Below are 19,609 nucleotides of genomic sequence, written 5' to 3' on the forward strand. Positions count from 1 at the left end.
ATAATCGTGTCACGGTTCTGTCCAGCCGGCGTGGAAAAATGACACGACTGCATTTCTCATTCGCGCTGCTGCCTTCGGGCTGGGCCAATGACGTGCGGGTCGAGCTCACCGGCGGCACGATCGGCTCGGTGACGGCAGGCGTCGCGCCCGCATCCGGCGACGAGCGTCATCAATTGGCGGTTCCGGGATTGGCGAGCCTGCACAGCCACGCCTTTCAGCGCGGCATGGCCGGCCTTGCCGAACTGCGCGGCGATACGACGGATACGTTCTGGACCTGGCGCGAGACGATGTATCGCTTTGCGCTGACGATGACACCGGACGACGTCGCCGCGGTTGCGACCCTGCTCTATGTCGAGATGCTGGAACGCGGCTTCACGCGCGTCGGCGAGTTTCACTATCTCCATCATGATCGCGACGGCACGGCTTACGCCAATCCAGCCGAGATGGCCGTGCGCATTGCAGAGGCATCCGGCGCCTCCGGTATCGGGCTCACTTTGTTGCCGAGCTTTTATGCCCACGGCACCTTCGGCGGCGTGGCACCGCATGCCGGACAGCGCCGCTTCATCTGCTCGGCCGATCAATTCGCCAAGCTGATGGCAGCCTCTCGCGAGGCGATCCGAACACTCCCCGGCGCCAATATCGGCATCGCCCCGCACAGCCTGCGCGCCGTGGCGCCGGAAGAGCTCGCGGCGCTCCTCCCGCTTGCCGAAGCGGACCCAATCCACATCCACGCCGCCGAACAGGTGCTCGAGGTCGAGGATTGCCTGGCCTGGTCGGGACGGCGGCCGGTCGAATGGCTGCTCGAACATGCGCCGATCGACCAGCGCTGGTGCCTGATTCATGCGACCCACATGACGGAGCAGGAAGTCACCGCGCTCGCCCGCAGCGGCGCAGTCGCCGGCCTCTGCCCCGTCACCGAAGCGAGCCTCGGCGACGGCATCTTTTCGGCGCGCGAGTTCCTGGCCGCAGGCGGCCGGTTCGGCATCGGGACCGATTCCAACGTGCTGGTCGGCGTTGCCGACGAGCTTCGCCAACTTGAATACGGCCAGCGGCTGAAGCACCGCGAGCGCAACGTGCTCTCGGGGCGTCCCGGCGCATCCACCGGCCGCGCGCTGTTCGACCACGCACTTGAAGGTGGCGCGCAGGCCTTGGCGCAGACCAAGGCCGGGCTCGTACCCGGCGCGCGGGCCGACATCGTCAGCCTCGACACCGCGCATCCATCCCTCGCCGGACGGTCGGGCGATGCCGTGCTCGACGGCTGGCTGTTCGCAGCCGGAAGTGACGCCATCGATTGCGTCTGGGCCGGTGGCGACAAGGTCGTCGCGGGCGGGCGGCACCGGCTGCGCGACACCGCGCGCGAGCGGTTCAATGCCAGCGTCCGGAGGCTCGTCGCATGAGCCTCGCCTCCGATCGGGCCCGCCCTGCCGCGGCCGGCAAGCCGACGCTCTACAAGCGGATCCGGCTCGATATCGAAACGCGGATCCTGACCGGCGAATGGCCGCCAGGTCACCGCATCCCGTTCGAGCACCAGTTGATGGCGCGCTACCGCTGCTCGCGGATGACAGTGAACAAGGCGCTGTCGGAGCTGGCGCAGGCCGACCTGATCGAGCGGCGGCGGCGCGCCGGCACATTCGTGCGACGTCCGCAGCATCTGTCGGCGGTGCTCAAGATCGCCGACATCCGCGCCGAGATCACGGCGCTCGGCCGCAGCTACGGCTATCAGCTGATCGATTGCCGGCGGCGCACCGCGACATCGGCCGATCGCGCCCGCCTCGGCATGAGCACGGCCGGCAAGGTGATCGCGATCGCCTGCCGGCACAGCGCGGACGATGTGCCGTTCGCCGTCGAGGACCGGCTGATCGATCTCTCCACGGTGCCGGAGGCCGCCACGGCCGATTTTGCCCGTGAACCGCCGGGATCATGGCTGCTGCATCATGTTCCCTGGACGGAAGCTGAGCACACGATCAGCGCTGTGCTCGCCGATGACCACACGGCGAAGGCCCTCGACATCGCGGTCGGCGCGCCCTGCCTCGTGATCGACCGCTACACATGGCGCAGCGCGCGCACGGTGACGGCGGTGCGGCTGCATTATCCAGGCGAGACGCACCGGCTGGTCGCGCGCTTCAAGGGAGGCTGAGGACCTTGCGCGGCATATTTCGTGCGATGCATCATGGGCCGCCATCCGCCGGCAGGCTTCATGCGGCAATCCGCCGCGACTGACGTGAAGAGATCAACAGGGTTCAATCCATCGTTCAAGGGGTCGACTATCATGCGTTCCTTCAAGCTATTGCCCGCAATCGCAGCTCTGCTCGCGTCCACGGCCGCGTTCGCCGATGACGTCAAGGTCGGCGTCGGCATTTCCGGCTGGACCGGCTTTGCACCGCTGACGCTCGCCAAGGAAGCCGGTATCTTCAAGAAGAACGGCCTCGATGTGACGTTGAAGAAGATTCCGCAAAAGGACCGCCATCTCGCGATCGCCTCGGGCGACATTCAATGCGCGGCCACCACGGTCGAGACCTGGATCTCCTGGAACGCCAATGGCGTTGCGACCAAGCAGATCTTCCAGCTCGACAAGAGCTATGGCGCCGACGGCATGGCGGTGCGCAACGACGTCGCCGCGATCAAGGACCTCAAGGGCAAGACCGTCGCCGCATCTGCGCCGGGCACCTCGCCCTATTTCGCGCTGGCCTGGATGTTGAAGAAGAACGGCCTCACCGTGAAGGACGTCACCGTGGTGAACCTGGAGCCCGCCGCCGCGGCGCAGGCCTTCGTCTCCGGCCAGAACGATGCCGCGATGACCTACGAGCCCTATCTGTCGACCGTGCGCGCCGCCCCCGACAAGGGCAAGATCATCGCCACCACGCTCGACTATCCGATCGTGATGGATACGTTCGGCTGCACCCCGAAATTCCTCACCGACAATCCGAAGGCGGCGCAGGCGCTGGCCAATAGCTATTTCGAGGCGCTCGACATGATCGCCAAGGATCAAGCCAAGTCCTACGAGATCATGGGCGCGGACGTGAAGCAGAGCGGCGAGCAGTTCGGCAACTCGGCAAAATATCTGCGCTGGCAGGACAAGGCCGCCAACCAGAAGTTCTTCGCCGGCGACTTCCTCACCTTCAACAAGGAGGCCGCCGAGCTCCTGCTCGAGGTCGGCATCATCAAGGCCGCGCCGAAGGTCGAGGACATCTACGACGCAAGCTTCATCAAGTAATGCGTCCTCTCGAGCCCACCACATCGAAGCAGCGCGTGGCCTATGGCCTCGCGTTCTTCGTGCTGTTCGTCGCGCTCTGGTCCTGGGCGACGTTCGGCGGCCATGTGTCGAAGACATTTCTCGCCAACCCGCTGGCCATGGTGCAGGAAGGCTATGAGCTGCTCGCCAAGCAAGGTTTTCTGTTCGACATCGGCATGACGATCTGGCGCGTCATCGGCGGGTTTGTCCTCGCCGCCATCATCGCCGTGCCGCTCGGCGTGCTGATGGGGGCCTACAAGCCGATCGAGGCCTTCCTCGAGCCGTTCGTGTCCTTTGCACGCTATCTGCCGGCGTCGGCCTTCATTCCGCTGCTGATCCTGTGGGCGGGCATCGGCGAATTGCAAAAGCTGCTGGTGATCTTCATCGGCGCGGTGTTTCAGATCATCCTCATGATCGCCGTCACCGTCGGCGCCACGCGGCGCGATCTCGTCGAAGCCGCCTACACGCTCGGCGCCCGCGACCGCGGCATCATCCGCCGGGTGCTGCTGCCCTCCGCCGCGCCCGAGATCGCAGAGATCCTCCGCCTGGTGCTGGGCTGGGCCTGGACCTACGTCATCGTCGCCGAGCTGATCGGATCGTCCTCCGGCATCGGGCATATGATCACCGACAGCCAGGCGCTGCTCAACACCGGCCAGATCATCTTCGGCATCATCGTGATCGGGCTGATCGGCCTGATCTCCGATTTCCTGTTCAAGGCATTCAACGCCTGGCTGTTTCCGTGGAAGCTCGCATGACCCTGCTTCGGATCGACCAGGTCTCGCGAACCTTCCCCGCGCGCGCGGGCAACGCACCGACCCGGGCGCTGGAGCCGACTACGCTCGACGTCGGCGACAACGACTTCGTCACCATCCTCGGCCCGTCAGGCTGCGGAAAGTCCACCCTGCTCCGGATCATCGCCGGCCTCGACCGTCCGACCAGCGGGCGCGTCACGCTGGATGGCCGTGAGGTCACCGGCCCCGGCGCCGATCGCGGCATGGTGTTTCAGTCCTACACGCTGTTTCCCTGGCTGACCGTGCGCGAGAACATCGCCTTCGGCCTGCGCGAGCGCGGCGCGCCGGAGAAGAAACGCCACGACATCGCCGATGCGTTCATCCGCCGGGTCGGGCTATCGGGCTTCGAAAACCATTGGCCCAAGCAGCTGTCGGGCGGCATGCAGCAGCGCACCGCGATCGCCCGCGCGCTGGCCAACGATCCCAAGATCCTGCTGCTCGACGAGCCGTTCGGCGCGCTCGACAACCAGACGCGGGCGCTGATGCAGGAGATGCTGCTCGGGATCTGGGAGCGCGACCAGAAGACGGTGCTGTTCGTCACCCACGACATCGAGGAAGCGATCTTCCTCGGCAGCCGCGTCATCGTCATGAGCGCGCGTCCCGGGCGCATCAAGGCAGAGATCGCGGTCGACCTGCCGCATCCCCGCTCCTACAAGATCAAGACCACGCCCGAATTCGTCGCCTTGAAGGAACGACTGGTCGAGGAAATCCGCACCGAGGCGCTGAAGGTGGCCGAGCAGGCCTGAGAGTCCGTTTCGAAATATTCCGTCATGCCCGGCCTTGTGCCCGCCTTCGCTGAAGCTTCGGCGAGACCAATAACAAGCACGGCGAAGCCTTGGCGTAGCCGGCTGCCGGGCATCCACGTCGCTGCTCCAAATCGGGCAAGAAAGACGTGGATGGCCGGGACGAGCCCGGCCATGACGATGATTGGCAAGCCGTCAGTGGCTGATCATCCAGGGACGCGCGGTCGGAAAGCCCTTGGCGCCGCTCTTGGTCTTGGTCATCAGCCGCGCCGGCTTCTTCTTTCCCGACGTGGAGCAGCAGCCGCAGCCCGGGCCGTGCGTCGCCTTGTACTGATCGAGCGTCTTCGGCGCGTGCCGGCTCTGTTCGTTGGTGGCGTGCGCCTTGCGCTTCTCGGACGGCATGCAGAAGAACGCGGGCGCGGTGAGGATCACACGAGGCGACGTCGTCTCGCATTGCGGGCAGTCCTGCGGCAGATCGCATTCCGCCATCGGCCGCATGTCGGTGAACGGGCCGCAGTCGTTGCAGAGATATTCGTAGATCGGCATGTCCTCAATCCTTGCGCAGTCGTGCGACATCCGGCGATGGATGCGGGGCAGCGCCGGAGCGCCGTCCCGCACCCTTCGCGCAGGGATCACTTAAAGCATTACTTGTCTTGCGAAATCGGCATCTGCACGTCGCCCTTGATGTGTTTGATCGGTCCCGCCGACGACGGCATGATATCGAAATCGAAGATCTCCGTCGGCAGCCACAGCGTGGCGCAGGCGTTGGGCACGTCGACCACGCCGGAGATGTGGCCCTGGCACGGCGCGGTGCCGAGGATCGAATAGGCCTGGGCGCCGGAGTAGCCGAACTTCTTCAGATACTCGATCGCGTTCAGGCAGGCCTGGCGATAGGCGATGTGCACGTCGAGATAATGCTGCTTGCCGGCCTCGTCGACCGAGATGCCCTCGAAGATCAGGTAGTCCTTGTAGTTCGGCGTGATCGGCGACGGCTTGAACACGGGGTTCTTGATGCCGTATTTCGAGACGCCGTCCTTGATGACGTCGACCTTGATGTGTAGCCAGCCGGCCATTTCGATGGCGCCGCAGAAGGTGATCTCGCCGTCGCCCTGGCTGAAATGCAGGTCGCCCATCGAGAGCCCGCCGCCCGGCACATAGACCGGGAAGTAGATCTTCGAGCCGCGCGACAGATCCTTGATGTCGCAATTGCCGCCATGCTCGCGCGGCGGCACGGTACGCGCGCCCTCGAGGCCGATCTTGGCCTTGACGTCGCCCTTGGCCTGGCCGGCATGCGCGGTCGGCGCGAACGGCGGATTGGCGAGACCCGGCACGCGGGTCGGATTGGTCGCGATCAGCTCGGCTTCGCGCGCATTCCACGCCGCCAGCATCTTGGCATCGGGCAGACAGCCGATCAGGCCGGGATGGATCAGGCCGGCGAAGTTGACGCTGGGAACGTGACGCGACGAGGTGTAGAGGCCCTTGATGTCCCAGATCGACTTCTGCGCCAGCGGGAAATGATCGGTGAGGAAGCCGCCGCCGTTCTGCTTGGAGAAGAAGCCGTTGAAGCCCCACAGGCTCTCCTTGAGCGGACCGACGTCGAGCAGGTCGACGACCAGGAGATCGCCGGGCTCCGCGCCCTTGACGCCGATCGGGCCGGACAGGAAGTGCACGATCGACAGATCGATGTCGCGCACGTCATCAGCGGAATCGTTGTTCTTGATGAAGCCGCCGGTCCAGTCGACGGTCTCGATGATGAAGTCGTCACCCGGGCTGACCCACTCGACGATCGGAACTTCGGGATGCCAGCGATTGTGGATCTTGTCGTTTTCATAGGCCGACTTGCTGAGATCGACCTTGATCAGTGTATCTGGCATCGCATTGCTCCCCTTCGTTTACTGATGGTGGTTACACAGACAGATATTTCGAGATCTGCGCGGCATCGACGCTGGCGCGCGGATCGTCGCGGACGATCTCGCCGTTCTCGATCACGAGCACGCGGTCGGCGATGTCGAGCGCGAAGCTCAGCACCTGCTCGGAGACGACGATCGACAGCCCCCGCTCGTCGCGGATCCGCTTCAGGGTGCGCGCCATGTCCTTGATGATCGAGGGCTGGATGCCTTCGGTTGGCTCGTCGAGCAGCAGCACCTTGGGCTTGGTCGCGAGCGCGCGGGCGATCGCGAGCTGCTGCTGTTGCCCGCCGGAGAGGTTACCGCCGCGGCGCCCCTTCATCTCGAGCAAGACCGGGAACAGCTCGTAGATGTCGCCGGGCACCTCGGAGCCGCCCGACACCACGAGCCCGGTCTCGATGTTCTCCTTGACAGTCATGGTGGAGAAGATCATGCGGCCCTGCGGTACATAGGCGAGGCCCTTAGCGACCCGCTCGTAGCTCTTCATCGCGCCGAGCTCGGTGCCATCCATCGTGACCTTGCCGCTCTTGGCCGGCAGGATGCCCATCAGCGACTTCATCAGCGTGGTCTTGCCCATGCCGTTGCGGCCCATGATCGCGACGATCTCGTTCGACGCGACCTTGACGTTGAGGCCGTGCAGCACCTCGCTCTGGCCATAGGCGACGTGAAGATCATTGATTGCCAGCATCGCGGTCTTCCTTAGTGTCCGAGGTAAACTTCGATCACTTTTGGATCGTTCTTGACGTGCTCCATCGTGCCCTCGGACAGGATCTGCCCCTGGTGCAGCACGGTGACCTTGTGCGCGATGTCCTCGACGAACTTCATGTCGTGCTCGATCACCAGCACCGAACGGTCCTTGATGATGCGGTTGAGCAATTCGGCGGTCTTGGCGCGCTCGGAGACGCTCATGCCGGCGACCGGCTCGTCGAGCATCAGGAGGTCCGGGTCCTGGATCAGCAGCATGCCGATCTCGAGCCACTGCTTCTGGCCGTGGCTGAGCTGGTCGGCATAAGTATTGAGCCGGTCCTTCAGGAAGATCATCTCGGCGACCTCCTCGACCCGCTGCTTGACGGTGTCATCGCGCTGGAAGGTCAGCGAGCCGAACACTGTGCGTCCGCGCGGGAAGGAAATTTCGAGGTTCTCGAACACGGTGAGATCCTCGAACACCGACGGCGTCTGGAACTTGCGCCCGACGCCGGCCTGCACGATTTCGTTCTCGCGCAGCTTGGTCAGCTCCTGGCCGCGGAACTGGATCGAGCCTGACGTCGCCCGCGTCTTGCCGCAGATCAGGTCAAGCACCGTGGTTTTGCCGGCGCCGTTGGGGCCGATGATGACGCGGATCTCGTTCTCCTCGACATAGAAGGAGAGATCGTTGACGGCCTTGAAGCCGTCAAAGGACACGGTGAGGCCGGAGACCGCGAGCAGGAAGTCCTTGGGCTGATGGCCGACGAGCATGATGGTCCCTCCTCACTCGGCCGGTGCGCCATCGGCGATCATGCCGGCCGCCGATTTCGATTTGCGTGATGCCAGCAGCCGATCGATGCGGGGTTGGACGTGGTCCGCCCAGATGCCGGACAGCCCGTTCGGGAAGGCGAGCACGACCGCGATGAACAGCGCGCCGAGGCCGAACAGCCAGAGCTGCGGGAAGGATTCCGAGAGGCTGGTCTTGGCGAAATTGACCAAGAGCGCGCCCCAGACCGCGCCGAAGATCGACATCCGGCCGCCGACCGCGGTGTAGATCACCATCTCGATCGACGGCACGATGCCGACGAAGGACGGCGACATGAAGCCGACCTCGAGCGTGAACATGGCGCCGCCGATCGCGGCGAACACCGCCGCGGCGCAGAACGCGAAGATCTTGAAATTGGCGACGCTGTAACCGGAGAAGCGCACGCGATCCTCCTGCTCCCGCATCGCCACCAGGATGCGCCCGAGTTTTGTCAGGCGGATGAACTGCGCGGCGACGATGCATCCGAACAGCAGCACAACCTCGACGAAATACAGAATGAACTTGGCGTGATCGGTGCGGATGTCCCAGCCGTGCAGCGTGCGCAGGTCGGTGATGCCGTTGATGCCGCCGGTGTAGCCCTGCTGTCCCACAATCAGGATGGTGAGGATCGCGGCGATCGCCTGCGTGATGATCGCAAAGTACACGCCGCCGACCCGGCGCTTGAACATCGCGGCGCCGATGATCAGCGCAAAGAAGGCGGGAACCAGCAGGATCGCCAGCAGCGTGATCGGGAAACTGTGGAACGGCTTCCAGAAGAAAGGCAGCGCGGTGAGCTGGTTCCAGTCCATGAAGTCGGGAATTCCCGGCGTCGACTGGATCTTGGTGTTCGCGACCGAGGACGCCTCGAGCTTGAGGTACATCGCCATGCAGTAGCCGCCGAGGCCGAAGAACACGCCCTGCCCCAGGCTCAGGATGCCGCCATAGCCCCAGCACAGCACGAGGCCGATGCCGACAAAGGCGTAGGTGAGATATTTGGCGACCAGGTTGAGACGGAAGATATCCAGAGACAGCGGCAGGATGAGAAACAGCAGCACCGCAAGTGCAAGGAAGCCGAGCAGTTCGGAGCGATTGAAAAAGCGCGAGTTGATCATGACCAGCCTGCTTGTTCTTATTTGCGGACCTTGAGCGCGAAGAGCCCCTGCGGACGCACCATCAGGATCGCGACGATGGTCAGCAGCGTGATCACCTTGGCCATCGATCCCGACAGGAAGAACTCCAGCGTCGACTGGGTCTGCGAGATCGAGAAGGCGGAGGCGATGGTGCCGAACAGCGAGGCCGCGCCGCCGAACACGACGACCAGGAAGGTGTCGACGATGTAGAGCTGGCCGGCGGTCGGCCCGGTCGAGCCGATCATGGTGAAGGCCGAGCCCGCGATCCCGGCGATGCCGCAGCCGAGCCCGAAGGTGTAGCGATCGACCTTCTCGGTGTTGATGCCGACGGCGCCTGCCATCACGCGGTTCTGCACCACCGCGCGCACCTGCTTGCCCCAGCTCGACCAGAACAGGATGTAGAACACGACGATCGTGATCAGGATGGTCAGCGCCATCACGAACATGCCGTTGATCGGGATCTGGATGGAATCGGTCGCCTGCCAGGAGCCCATCATCCATTCCGGCAGTTCGACGCCGACCTCGCGCGCGCCGAAGATCGACCGATAGGCCTGCTGCAGGATCAGGCTGAGGCCCCAGGTCGCCAGCAGCGTGTCGAGCGGCCGCTTGTAGAGGTGGCGGATCAGCGCCCACTCGACCAGCATGCCGAGCGCGCCGGAGGCGATGAACGCCAGGATCATTGCAATGAAGAAGTAACCGGGGAACAGCCAGGGCGCTGTGTGCTGCACGGCGTTCGACGTCATCCAGGTGACGTAGGCACCCAGGATCATGAACTCGCCATGCGCCATGTTGATGACGCCCATCTGGCCGAAGATGATGGCAAGCCCGAGCGCCATCAGCACATAGACGGAGAACAGGATGAGCCCGGCAAATCCCTGCATCGCAAGGATGGCGCCGAGATCGCTGATCGAATAGTCGCCGAACATCTATCGTCCTCCAGTCCAAGGGCATGCGCCGCAGCAGTGCGGCGCCCGATCAGCGGCGTGGGCGGTGACGTCCACGCCGCGATGCGTTGTGGAACTTCGTAGCCCGGGTGAGCGGTAGCGATACCCGGGACGGTCCCGCATATCGCTCCGCTCATGCGGGCTACCGGCTCACTGGTAGCCCTTGGGGAACGGATCCGGCTCGACGAGATCGGCGGTCTCGTAGATCAGCTCGTACTGGCCATCGGCCTTGGCGCGTCCGACGCGGGTCTTCGACCAGAGGTGATGGTTCTCGTGGATCCGGACGTAGCCTTCCGGTGCGCCCTTGAACTCGACGCCGGGAGATGCCGCCGCGATCTTGTCGATGTCGAAGGAGCCGGCCTTCTCCACCGTCAATTTCCACAGCCACGGGCCGAGATAGGCAGCCTGGGTGACGTCTCCGATCACGGTCTTCTCGCCCCACATCTTCTTGAACGCGGGCACGAAGGCCTTGTTGTTCGGATTGTCGAGCGACTGGAAGTACTTCATGCAGGCATAGGCGCCCGCGATGTTTTCACCGCCGATGCCGTCGATCTCGTCTTCGGTCACCGAGATGGTGAGCAGCGTCTGCTTCGACAGGTCGATGCCGGCCGCCTTCAGCTGCTTGTAGAATGCGACGTTCGAGCCGCCGACGATGATCGCGTAGATCACGTCGGGCTTGGTCAGCTTGATCTTGTTGATGACAGAGTTGAACTGGGTCGAGCCGAGCGGGAAGTACTCCTCGCCGACCACCTTGCAGCCCTGCAGATGGTTCTCGATGTGCTTGCGCGCGATCTTGTTCGAGGTGCGCGGCCAGATGTAGTCGGAGCCAAGCAGATAGAAGCTCTTGGCGCCCTTGGTCTTGTTGACCCAGTCGAGGCCGGCGATGATCTGCTGCGTCGCCTCCTGGCCGGTGTAGATCACGTTCTTGGACTGCTCGAGGCCTTCATAGAAGGTCGGGTAGTACAGCATGCCGTTGTACTGTTCGAACACCGGCAGCACCGCCTTGCGCGAGGCCGAGGTCCAGCAGCCCATCACGGCGGCGCATTTGTCGTTGACCAGGAGCTTCTTGGCCTTTTCGGCGAAGGTCGGCCAGTCGCTGGCGCCGTCCTCCTGGATGAACTTGATCTTGCGGCCGAGCACGCCGCCGGCGGCGTTGATCTGCTCGATCGCGAGCTTCTCGGCCTCGACCGATCCGGTCTCGGAGATCGCCATGGTGCCGGTGACGGAATGCAGGATGCCGACGGTGACTTCGCTATCGGTGACTGCAAGACCCGTGGTGTTGACCGCGGAGGTTGCAGGAACGTCGGCAAATGCCGGACGGCCCAGCATCGAGACCGCCGGCAAAGCGGCCATTCCCATCAAGAGCTTGCGGCGGAGCGGAGACTTCAGGCCTGGTTTGGTTTCGTCTGACATGAGCACCCCATTGGTTCGAGAACGCTGATTGATGGGGCGAGGATTGCTCACTTTTGTGCACCGCACGGATACGTGAGATCGCGTATACGGCACCGCAAAATAGCGACGTAGATTTTGGTACGGGATTTGCTCGCGTCACGATCGGAGCATCACGGACCAGGAGAGTAAGCGAGTGGCAGGGCGGCAGCGGATAGACCGCGTCAGGCGCCAATACAATCAATGGGTCGCCAACCAGACGCTGGAAGACTACGCGCTGCGCTTCACCGCCAAGAGCGCGCGGCGCTGGTCCGCCGCCCGCGTCGCCAATACCGCGCTCGGCGCGATCTCCTTCCTCGCGCTGGAGGCGATCGGCGGCACCATCACGCTGAACTATGGTGCGATCAACGCCTCCGCCGCCATTCTGGTGGTCAGCGTCATCATCTTCCTGTGCGGACTGCCGATCGCCTATCATGCCGCAAAAAGCGGCATCGACATCGACCTGCTGACCCGCGGCGCCGGCTTCGGCTATATCGGCTCGACCATCACCTCGCTGATCTACGCCTCCTTCACCTTCATTTTCTTCGCGATCGAGGCGGTGATCCTGGCCAGCGCACTCGACATGTGCTTCGGCATTCCGCGGCCGATCGGCTATCTGATCAGCGCGGTCGTGATCATTCCGCTGGTCATCTACGGCATCACGCTGATCAGCCGCTTCCAGCTCTGGACCCAGCCGCTGTGGGTCATCCTCCACATCATGCCGTTCGCGGCGATCGCCTGGGCCAATCCGCATTCGTTCACCGAATGGCGCAAATTCGCCGGCGACCATGGCGATCCCGCAGGCAATCTCGATCTGCTGCTGTTCGGCACCGCGGCCTCGGTCGTGTTCGCGCTGGTGGCCCAGATCGGCGAGCAGGTCGACTTCCTGCGCTTCCTGCCACGTGACCGCCGCACCTCGCGCAAGGCCTGGTGGATCGCGTTGCTGTCCGCCGGTCCCGGCTGGATCGTGCTCGGCGCGCTCAAGCTGCTGGCCGGCTCGTTCCTGGCCTTCTTCGCGCTGAGCCACGGCGTCTCGGCCGAGCATGCGGCCGAGCCCGCCAACATGTATCTCGAAGCCTTCCGCTACGTGCTGTCGCAGCCGGATCTGGCGATGGCGCTGACCGGGACGTTCGTGATCCTGTCGCAGGTCAAGATCAACGTCACCAACGCCTATGCCGGCTCGATCGCCTGGTCGAACTTCTTCTCCCGCCTCACCCATTCGCATCCCGGCCGCGTGGTGTGGCTGGTGTTCAACGTCGTCGTCGCGCTGCTGTTGATGGAGATCGGCGTCTACAAGGCGCTGGAGCAGACGCTGGCGCTTTACTCGAACGTCGCGATCGCCTGGGTCGGCGCGCTGGTGGCCGACCTCGTCATCAACAAGCCGCTTGGCCTGCGGCCGCAGCACATCGAGTTCAAGCGCGCCCATCTCTGCGACATCAATCCGGTCGGCGTCGGCGCCATGACGATCGCGACCGTGGTCTCGATCAGCGCGTTCTACGGCCTGTTCGGTCCGACCGCGAAGGCGCTGTCCGCCTTCGTCGCGCTCGCGGTCGCCTTCATTGCGGCGCCCCTGATTGCCTGGGCGACCGACGGCAAGTACTACATCGCGCGCAAGCCGAAGCGGAGCTGGCAGAACATCGAATCGATCCAGTGCTGTATCTGCGAGCATGCGTTCGAGCCCGAGGACATGGCCGCCTGCCCCGCCTATGCCGGCCCGATCTGCTCCTTGTGCTGCTCGCTCGACGCGCGCTGCCACGACCTCTGCAAGCCGCATGGCCGGATCGGTGCGCAGGTCTCGGACGCGCTCGGCAAGGTGATGCCGCAGCCGATCTACGCCCGCATCAACTCGCAGCTCGGCCATTACCTCGGCGTGTTCGCGGTCTCGGCCGGCCTCGTGGCGCTGGTGCTCGGCCTGATCTATCTGCAAACCACGGCGGCCGTGCATGCCAACGAGTTGCTGGCCGACGTGCTGTGGAAGGTGTTCTTCGCGCTGACCCTGATCATCGGCGTGGTCGCCTGGCTGTTCGTGCTCGCGCAGCAGAGCCGCCGCGCTGCGGAACAAGAAACCCGCCGGCAGACCACGCTGCTGATCCAGGAGATCGACGCCCACAAGCGCACCGACGCCGAATTGCAGCGCGCCAAGGAAGTCGCGGAATCGGCCAATCTCGCCAAGAGCCGCTATGTCGTCGGCCTCAGCCATGAGCTCCGCTCGCCGCTCAACGCGATCTCCGGCTACGCGCAACTGCTGGAGCAGGACGACAGCCTCCAGGTGCGGCCACGCGAGCAGGTGCGCGTGGTCCGCCGCAGCGCCGATCATCTGTCGGGCCTGATCGACGGCATCCTCGATATTTCCAAGATCGAGGCCGGCCGGCTCTATCTGTCGCGCGACGAGGTGCGGCTGAACGATTTCCTCGAGCAGCTGGTCGGCATGTTCCGCCTGCAAGCGGCCGCCAAGGGCATCGACTTCGTATTCAGGCGGCCGGCCGTGCTGCCGGTCGTGGTCTATGCCGACGAAAAGCGGCTGCGCCAGATCCTGATCAACCTGCTGTCGAACGCGATCAAGTTCACCCAGTCCGGTCAGGTGCAGTTCGTGGTGCATTACCGCAGCCCGGTTGCCGAGTTCGAGGTGATCGATACCGGACCGGGCATCCAGCCCGACGACCTCGAGCGGATCTTCGCGCCGTTCGAGCGCGGCGCGCTCGGTGTCAGCCAGCCGCAGACCGGCACCGGGCTCGGCCTCACCATCAGCCGCCTGCTCGCGGGTGTGATGGGTGGCGACATCAAGGTTTTGAGCACGGTCGGCGCCGGCAGCACGTTCCGCGTCAAGCTGCTGCTGTCCGAAGTCACCAATCCGCGCCGCGACGCGCCGGTCGACGCTCCCGTGTACGGCTATCACGGCCCGCGCAAGACCATCCTGATCACCGACGACGATCCGACCCACCGCGACCTGCTGCGCGAGATCCTGGCGCCGCTCGGCTTCATCCTGCTCAGCGCGCCGGACGGTCCGGGCTGCCTGGCGCTTGCCCAGCATTGCCGGCCCGACATGTTCCTGCTCGATATCTCGATGGCGGGCATGGACGGCTGGACGGTCGCCGAAACCTTGCGCTCCGAAGGCCATCACCAGGCGCGCATCCTGATGATCTCGGCGAGCGCACTGGAAGCCCATGGCGCGCCGCTGGCGCAACCGTTCCACGACGGCTATCTGATGAAACCGATCGACATCCCGCGGCTGCTCGAGACCATCCGCCAGCTGCTCAAGATCGAGTGGCAGTACGAGGCCGAGCTGGCTCCGCCTCCGCAATGGAAACCCGACAGCGGCTCGGGCCCACCGGTAAAATATATCGAGGAGCTGATCAGCCTCGGCCAGCTCGGCTATGTCAGGGCGATCCAGCTCAAGCTCGACGAGATCGGCAATGAGTGTCCCGAACATGCCGATTTCGTCGCCCAGATGCGCACGCTGATCGACCGGTTCGATCTTGATCAATATATGGCGACGTTGAAGACATTGCACAGCTATGACCATTGAACAGAGAAAGCGCGACGTCGCGCTCGTCGTCGACGACTCGCCGGAGACGTTGCGCCTCCTGACCGACGCGCTCGACGGCGCCGGCATGACCGTGATGGTCGCGCTCGACGGCGCCTCGGCCATGCGCATCGTCGACCAGATCACGCCCGATATCGTGCTGCTTGATGCCGTGATGCCCGGCATGGACGGCTTCGAGACCTGCAAGCGGCTGAAGCGCGATGCCGGGCTCGACGGCGTCCCGATCATCTTCATGACCGGGCTCGCCGAGACCGAGCACATCGTGCGCGGGCTGGAGGCCGGCGGCGTCGACTATGTCACCAAGCCGATCGTGGTCGAGGAGATGCTGGCGCGGATCCGGGTCCACCTCGCCAATGCGCGCATGACGCAAAGCGCCCGCGCGGCGCTCGACGTCTCCGGCCGCTATCTGCTCGCGGTCAACAGCGCGGGCGCACTGCTATGGGCGACGCCGCAGGCACAGCGGCTGCTGTCGGATACGCTGGCCGATGCCGCCGATAATTTCGTGCTGCCCGAGCCGATGCCGCAATGGCTGGAGCAGGCTCAGAAGGGCAAGGCGGGACCGAAGACCGCGACGGTGGCGTCATTCCCCGGTAACGAGCAGCTCCGGCTGCAATATATGGGCAAGCTCGGCCCCAACGAGTTCCTGCTGCGTCTGGCCAAGGACACCAGCGGCGACATGCCGGCCGAGTTCTCCAGCGAGCTCGGCCTGACCACCCGCGAGGGCGAGGTGCTGTCCTGGCTTTCCAAGGGCAAGACCAACCGCGACATCGCGCAGATCCTGGGCTTGAGCCCGCGCACCGTCGACAAGCATCTCGAGCAGATCTACGCCAAGCTCGGCGTCGAGAACCGCACCGCCGCCGCCGCGATCGCCGTCAACGCAAGGCATCGCAAGTCCTGATCTGGCGCCGCTAGCCTTTCGGATCGGCGGACGCAGCAGTTTCTTGTTCCGGCGGTTGCGCCTTTCGCCACTGCGCCGGCGTCACGCCCATGTGGCTCTTGAAAGCGCGCTGAAACGCGGCCTCGGACTGGTAGCCGACCATTTCCGCAACGGCGCCGGTCGAAAGCGACGATCCCTTCAACTCGTTCGCCGCGAGCGTCATCCTGATATCGGTGAGCAGGTCGCTGGCCGATCGGCCAAGCTTCTCCTGGAATTGCCGCGCAAGCGTCGCGCGCGACATGTTGCAGAGACGCGCGAGCTCCGGCAGCGACCACGCACGCGCGGGCTCGTTGAACATGGCGGCCACCGCCGGCGCAAGGCGGGGATCACCGACCAGCGCCAGCAGACCAGACGACCTGTCATCGGTCTCGCTCGCAAGCCGCAGCGCCAGCGCAAACATCGCCGTGGATAGCGCATTCAGCATGGCGCGGCCGCCCAGATGATCTTCGGCCGTTTCGCCGCGCATCAAGGATACGAGTCCGGCGAGCTGTGCGGCCGTCCCCTTTCCCATCCGCGGGCCGGCATGCACGACGAGACGCGGCGGAAGATAGCTGCGCAACAAACGATCGTGCGGAGGTGCAATCGCGAAGTGCCCGCACAGCAGGTCGAGCCGTTCGTCCGAACCCAGGTTTTCGCTGATCGTGAAATTCTGCGCCGCCCGATTTCGGGCCGGCAGCGGTGTCGCCCCGGTGCCGTCATGCATCACGTGTCGCGGATTGCCTGGCAGTAGAAGAATGTCGCCGGTCTTCAGCAGCAGCGGCCGACCGCCTGCGGGATCGTCCAGGATCGCCGACCCGGCAAGCACCGCATGATAGGGGATCTCGTTGGTCGCGCCTGGACCCTGCTCGATACGCCAGGGGACGCTGTAGCTGCAGCGAATATCGAGCCGCCCGTGCACCGGCATCATCTCGAACAGCCGGCTTAGCCAATCCATGGCCGATCCTCCCTCGAGGCGCATCATGAGACGATTGAGCATATAATTGAGACATATGAACATTCAATGTCTCAGACCGTGCTCCTATTGTCGCTCCGTACTCGTTCACCACCCCAAACAAGGAGCGCCACCATGTCCCGTCTTTCTGTCCCCAATCTCGAAACCGACACCGGCCCGTCGGGCCAGATCTACGCCCAGATCAAGAAGGCGGCCGGCAGTGTCCCGAACGCCTATGCGGCGATCGCCGCCCACGGCCCGGCCGCGCTGAAGGCGATGGTCGCCGCCGATGCGGTGCTCGCCGGCGGCACGCTGTCCAGACGCGATCGGGAGATCATTAAGCTCGTGGTCAGCGCCGCCGGCGGCTGCGACTACTGTGTCGCCGCGCATTCCCACCTCGCCAAGCTCGCCGGCGTGAAGACCGACGCGCTGAAGCAGATCCGCGACGGTGCGCCGACCGGCGATGCCAAGTACGACACGCTGATCAATTTCGTTCGCAAGCTCGCGCAATCGAGCGGCACCGTCAGCGCCGACGACTTCGCCGCGATCAAGGCCGCCGGCTACAGCGACGCGCAGCTGGTCGAGATCAGCCTGGCGTTTGCGACCATCGTCTTCACCAACGTCTTCAACCGCATCAACGACACCGACATCGACTTCCCCGCGGTCGCGTGAAGCGACCGGGCGATGTCACGCATAGGGATCACGACCATGACCACGCTTGCCAACACCACACAGAATCCGCTTGTCCGCGCGCTCGACAGGTCCGGCCTGCTCGCGGAGGATCTCGACTACCACGTCGTCCGGGCCGCGATGGTGATCATGTTCCTGTTCTTCGGTTACCAGAAATGGTTCCCGTATGAATTCGAACGGCTGGTCCCGTTCATCAGCAACGGGCCGCTGATCTGGTGGCTCTATCCGGCCTTCGGCCATGCCGGCGCCAGCTACTTCCTCGGCGCCTCGGAGTGGACGTTCGGCTCGCTGCTGCTCGCGGGCTTCTGGGACAAGCGGCTCGGCGTCCTCGGCGCGCTCGGCTCAACCGGCACCTTCATCGCAACGGTCACCATCATCCCGTTCATGCCTGATGGCTGGGATGTCGCCGCCGGTGGCTTCCCCGCCATGACCGGCAACGTGCCCTTCCTGATGAAGGACGTCGTCCTGCTTGCCGTCTCGCTCTATTTGCTGAGGCAGGATGTGGTTCGCCTGACGCGGCAGTAGGTGGCATCCGCTGATGGTGATGGATCGCCGGCGAACCCTGCGTTCGCCGGCGATCGCGCGTTGCCGAGGGATTGAGCAGGCGCAACATCTGCCCCGGGCGCCGCAACATGGCAGCCATTATCGCCGCGCAAATCCGATCGCCCGCGGTCCTTTAAGGCCACGCCGTAACCCATTGCCGAATTTGCGGAATGCCTTGAAATTGACCACCCGCTCTGCGCGATCGGTTGCGCGGCCTCCCGCTCGATGCAGACGCATCGTTTATTCCCATGCAGGAATGATCCGTAGTTCTCCACCCGTGAACATAGTTCCGCCGCGCAGTCTGCGCTAAAGAAGGACCGCCGGTGTTGTTCTGGGGTGAGTTGATGAAGAAGGACGACGTCACATGTCCGCGCTGCGGGGCCGGATTCCGACGCCTTGAGCTGGCATCCGGATCAGGAAGCAAGGGCGAGTATCGCTGCCCGGTCTGCGAGACGACACTCGAGCAGTTCGACGGGGACAAGCTCGTCGCCTACCGCCTCACCATCCAACCCTCGATTCGCGGGTTGAAGACCTGACGCAATCCCTGGGTCACGGTCTCCGCTTCAGCACATAGCTGTCCATGATCCAGCCGTGCCGCTCACGTGCCGCACGACGCGCGGCGACGATGCGGGAGCCGACCTCAGCGAGCTCGCCCGCCATGATGATCTGATCGGTCATGCCGAGATAGGCGCCCCACCAGATCGTTAGGCCTTCAGGATCCAGCGTCTGGAAGGCCGCAGCGCCGTCGAGCATCACGACCACGGTGTCGACGCCGGAGGGCCAGCCGCCTTCGCGCAGCCGCCGCCCGGTCGTGATCAGGAACGGCTCGCCGATCTCGTTGAGCGGCAGCGCATGCGCCGCGCACAGCGCCTGGATCGACGTGATGCCTGGGATCACGTCGATCAAGGGTAGCGGATCGAGCCGTCGCGCAATCCTCAAGCTCGAATCGTAGAGCGAGGGATCGCCCCAGATCAGCAGGGCGACGCGTCCCTCGCCGCCGAGATGCCGCGCGATTTGCTCCGACCAGGTCGCGGCGATCGCATCGTGCCAATCGTCCACGCCCTTGCGATAGTCCTCCTCACCGGCATCGCGCACCGGCAGGTCGAACTCGGCAATGCGGGTGCGGTCGTTGCTCAACGCCTGCGCGCAGATCGCTCGTCGCAGTTCGGCGAGGTCCGACTTCGCGGTCCCCTTGCGCGGGATCAGGATCAAATCGGCAGCGTTTATCGCGTCGATCGCAGCGAGGGTGAGCTGCTGCGGATCGCCGCATCCGATACCGATCAGGGACAGCGTCAACATG

Annotated in this window: 19 protein-coding genes; 10 read left to right on the forward strand and 9 right to left on the reverse strand. The window is 64.5% G+C overall.

All coding sequences use genetic code 11. The features are described 5' to 3' along the window. Nucleotides 1–38: 38 nt before the first annotated feature. The 5 genes from BI327_RS38480 to BI327_RS38500 all read left to right on the forward strand — a co-directional run bounded on the left by BI327_RS38480 (nt 39) and on the right by BI327_RS38500 (nt 4,769). Entirely contained in the window at nt 39–1,397 is a 1,359-nt protein-coding gene (locus BI327_RS38480; RefSeq protein ID WP_076866849.1) for a formimidoylglutamate deiminase, read from the forward strand. Further along, a complete protein-coding gene (hutC, locus tag BI327_RS38485; protein WP_076866850.1) occupies nt 1,394–2,137 on the forward strand; it encodes a histidine utilization repressor in 744 nt (247 codons plus the stop codon). Before BI327_RS38480 ends, hutC begins: the two co-directional genes overlap by 4 nt. Nucleotides 2,138–2,269: 132 nt before the next feature. Next, nucleotides 2,270–3,214 carry an ABC transporter substrate-binding protein gene (locus BI327_RS38490; RefSeq protein WP_076866931.1) on the forward strand — a complete coding sequence of 315 codons (945 nt, stop codon included), beginning with the start codon at nt 2,270–2,272 and terminating at the stop codon, nt 3,212–3,214. Continuing rightward, complete coding sequence (locus BI327_RS38495) at nt 3,214–3,987, forward strand: ABC transporter permease (RefSeq protein WP_076866851.1); 774 nt, start codon at nt 3,214–3,216, stop codon at nt 3,985–3,987. The genes BI327_RS38490 and BI327_RS38495 overlap by 1 nt, the downstream gene beginning before the upstream one ends. Then, nucleotides 3,984–4,769 (forward strand): ABC transporter ATP-binding protein, encoded by a 786-nt coding sequence (locus BI327_RS38500; protein WP_076866852.1) that lies wholly within the window; start codon nt 3,984–3,986, stop codon nt 4,767–4,769. The genes BI327_RS38495 and BI327_RS38500 overlap by 4 nt, the downstream gene beginning before the upstream one ends. 192 nt (nt 4,770–4,961) lie before the next feature. Here BI327_RS38500 and BI327_RS38505 read toward each other — a convergent pair whose 3' ends face one another. From BI327_RS38505 to urtA, 7 genes are all read right to left on the reverse strand, one after another. Beyond that, a complete protein-coding gene (locus BI327_RS38505; RefSeq protein WP_076866853.1) occupies nt 4,962–5,312 on the reverse strand; it encodes an FmdB family zinc ribbon protein in 351 nt (116 codons plus the stop codon). 98 nt (nt 5,313–5,410) lie between these two features. Beyond that, on the reverse strand, nt 5,411–6,640 hold the full coding sequence (fmdA, locus tag BI327_RS38510) for a formamidase (protein ID WP_076866854.1): 1,230 nt from the start codon (nt 6,638–6,640) through the stop codon (nt 5,411–5,413). A gap of 31 nt (nt 6,641–6,671) precedes the next feature. After that, a complete protein-coding gene (gene urtE, locus BI327_RS38515) occupies nt 6,672–7,361 on the reverse strand; it encodes an urea ABC transporter ATP-binding subunit UrtE (protein WP_076866855.1) in 690 nt (229 codons plus the stop codon). 11 nt (nt 7,362–7,372) lie between these two features. Continuing rightward, nucleotides 7,373–8,128 (reverse strand): urea ABC transporter ATP-binding protein UrtD, encoded by a 756-nt coding sequence (gene urtD, locus BI327_RS38520; protein ID WP_024579726.1) that lies wholly within the window; start codon nt 8,126–8,128, stop codon nt 7,373–7,375. 12 nt (nt 8,129–8,140) lie between these two features. Beyond that, on the reverse strand, nt 8,141–9,274 hold the full coding sequence (gene urtC / locus BI327_RS38525; protein ID WP_076866856.1) for an urea ABC transporter permease subunit UrtC: 1,134 nt from the start codon (nt 9,272–9,274) through the stop codon (nt 8,141–8,143). A 17-nt stretch (nt 9,275–9,291) separates the two neighbouring features. Further along, nucleotides 9,292–10,218 (reverse strand): urea ABC transporter permease subunit UrtB, encoded by a 927-nt coding sequence (gene urtB, locus BI327_RS38530; protein WP_076866857.1) that lies wholly within the window; start codon nt 10,216–10,218, stop codon nt 9,292–9,294. 168 nt (nt 10,219–10,386) lie between these two features. Further along, nucleotides 10,387–11,649 (reverse strand): urea ABC transporter substrate-binding protein, encoded by a 1,263-nt coding sequence (gene urtA, locus BI327_RS38535; protein WP_050400067.1) that lies wholly within the window; start codon nt 11,647–11,649, stop codon nt 10,387–10,389. Between the two features lie 172 nt (nt 11,650–11,821). Here urtA and BI327_RS38540 point away from each other — a divergent pair, with 172 nt between their 5' ends. Together BI327_RS38540 and BI327_RS38545 are read left to right on the forward strand one after the other, a co-directional pair. Next, complete coding sequence (locus tag BI327_RS38540; RefSeq protein ID WP_076866858.1) at nt 11,822–15,190, forward strand: hybrid sensor histidine kinase/response regulator; 3,369 nt, start codon at nt 11,822–11,824, stop codon at nt 15,188–15,190. Next, nucleotides 15,180–16,106 (forward strand): response regulator, encoded by a 927-nt coding sequence (locus tag BI327_RS38545; RefSeq protein ID WP_076866859.1) that lies wholly within the window; start codon nt 15,180–15,182, stop codon nt 16,104–16,106. The genes BI327_RS38540 and BI327_RS38545 overlap by 11 nt, the downstream gene beginning before the upstream one ends. Nucleotides 16,107–16,116: 10 nt before the next feature. On the opposite strand, the gene BI327_RS38550 is transcribed toward BI327_RS38545, so the two are convergent. Continuing rightward, nucleotides 16,117–17,079: an AraC family transcriptional regulator gene (locus BI327_RS38550; protein WP_076866932.1), complete on the reverse strand. Its 963-nt coding sequence runs from the start codon at nt 17,077–17,079 to the stop codon at nt 16,117–16,119. Nucleotides 17,080–17,211: 132 nt separating this feature from the next. On the opposite strand from BI327_RS38550, the gene BI327_RS38555 reads away from it, so the two are divergent. The 3 genes from BI327_RS38555 (at nt 17,212) to BI327_RS38565 (ending at nt 18,845) form a co-directional block, all read left to right on the forward strand. Further along, nucleotides 17,212–17,748 (forward strand): carboxymuconolactone decarboxylase family protein, encoded by a 537-nt coding sequence (locus BI327_RS38555; RefSeq protein ID WP_076866860.1) that lies wholly within the window; start codon nt 17,212–17,214, stop codon nt 17,746–17,748. 36 nt (nt 17,749–17,784) lie between these two features. After that, nucleotides 17,785–18,291 (forward strand): YkgB family protein, encoded by a 507-nt coding sequence (locus BI327_RS38560; RefSeq protein ID WP_076866861.1) that lies wholly within the window; start codon nt 17,785–17,787, stop codon nt 18,289–18,291. 362 nt (nt 18,292–18,653) lie between these two features. Beyond that, the gene (locus tag BI327_RS38565; protein WP_076866933.1) at nt 18,654–18,845 is read left to right on the forward strand and encodes a hypothetical protein; all 192 of its coding nucleotides are present in this window, start codon (nt 18,654–18,656) and stop codon (nt 18,843–18,845) included. Nucleotides 18,846–18,858: 13 nt separating this feature from the next. Here the strand turns inward: BI327_RS38565 and cobF are convergent, their stop codons facing one another. After that, nucleotides 18,859–19,608, reverse strand: a complete 750-nt coding sequence (cobF, locus tag BI327_RS38570; protein WP_076866862.1) for a precorrin-6A synthase (deacetylating) — start codon at nt 19,606–19,608, stop codon at nt 18,859–18,861. Nucleotide 19,609 lies beyond the last annotated feature (1 nt).

Origin of the sequence: Bradyrhizobium mercantei (assembly GCF_001982635.1) — a bacterium.
GTDB classification, from domain to species: domain Bacteria; phylum Pseudomonadota; class Alphaproteobacteria; order Rhizobiales; family Xanthobacteraceae; genus Bradyrhizobium; species Bradyrhizobium mercantei.

Excerpts from the sequence above, each read along its gene's own strand:
- BI327_RS38480 (WP_076866849.1), top strand. The coding sequence starts at position 39 with ATGACACGACTGCATTTCTCATTCGCGCTGCTGCCTTCGGGCTGGGCC.
- hutC (WP_076866850.1), top strand. The coding sequence starts at position 1,394 with ATGAGCCTCGCCTCCGATCGGGCCCGCCCTGCCGCGGCCGGCAAGCCG.
- BI327_RS38490 (WP_076866931.1), top strand. The coding sequence starts at position 2,270 with ATGCGTTCCTTCAAGCTATTGCCCGCAATCGCAGCTCTGCTCGCGTCC.
- BI327_RS38495 (WP_076866851.1), top strand. The coding sequence starts at position 3,214 with ATGCGTCCTCTCGAGCCCACCACATCGAAGCAGCGCGTGGCCTATGGC.
- BI327_RS38500 (WP_076866852.1), top strand. The coding sequence starts at position 3,984 with ATGACCCTGCTTCGGATCGACCAGGTCTCGCGAACCTTCCCCGCGCGC.
- BI327_RS38505 (WP_076866853.1), bottom strand. The coding sequence starts at position 5,312 with ATGCCGATCTACGAATATCTCTGCAACGACTGCGGCCCGTTCACCGAC.
- fmdA (WP_076866854.1), bottom strand. The coding sequence starts at position 6,640 with ATGCCAGATACACTGATCAAGGTCGATCTCAGCAAGTCGGCCTATGAA.
- urtE (WP_076866855.1), bottom strand. The coding sequence starts at position 7,361 with ATGCTGGCAATCAATGATCTTCACGTCGCCTATGGCCAGAGCGAGGTG.
- urtD (WP_024579726.1), bottom strand. The coding sequence starts at position 8,128 with ATGCTCGTCGGCCATCAGCCCAAGGACTTCCTGCTCGCGGTCTCCGGC.
- urtC (WP_076866856.1), bottom strand. The coding sequence starts at position 9,274 with ATGATCAACTCGCGCTTTTTCAATCGCTCCGAACTGCTCGGCTTCCTT.
- urtB (WP_076866857.1), bottom strand. The coding sequence starts at position 10,218 with ATGTTCGGCGACTATTCGATCAGCGATCTCGGCGCCATCCTTGCGATG.
- urtA (WP_050400067.1), bottom strand. The coding sequence starts at position 11,649 with ATGTCAGACGAAACCAAACCAGGCCTGAAGTCTCCGCTCCGCCGCAAG.
- BI327_RS38545 (WP_076866859.1), top strand. The coding sequence starts at position 15,180 with ATGACCATTGAACAGAGAAAGCGCGACGTCGCGCTCGTCGTCGACGAC.
- BI327_RS38550 (WP_076866932.1), bottom strand. The coding sequence starts at position 17,079 with ATGGATTGGCTAAGCCGGCTGTTCGAGATGATGCCGGTGCACGGGCGG.
- BI327_RS38555 (WP_076866860.1), top strand. The coding sequence starts at position 17,212 with ATGTCCCGTCTTTCTGTCCCCAATCTCGAAACCGACACCGGCCCGTCG.
- BI327_RS38560 (WP_076866861.1), top strand. The coding sequence starts at position 17,785 with ATGACCACGCTTGCCAACACCACACAGAATCCGCTTGTCCGCGCGCTC.
- BI327_RS38565 (WP_076866933.1), top strand. The coding sequence starts at position 18,654 with ATGAAGAAGGACGACGTCACATGTCCGCGCTGCGGGGCCGGATTCCGA.
- cobF (WP_076866862.1), bottom strand. The coding sequence starts at position 19,608 with ATGTTGACGCTGTCCCTGATCGGTATCGGATGCGGCGATCCGCAGCAG.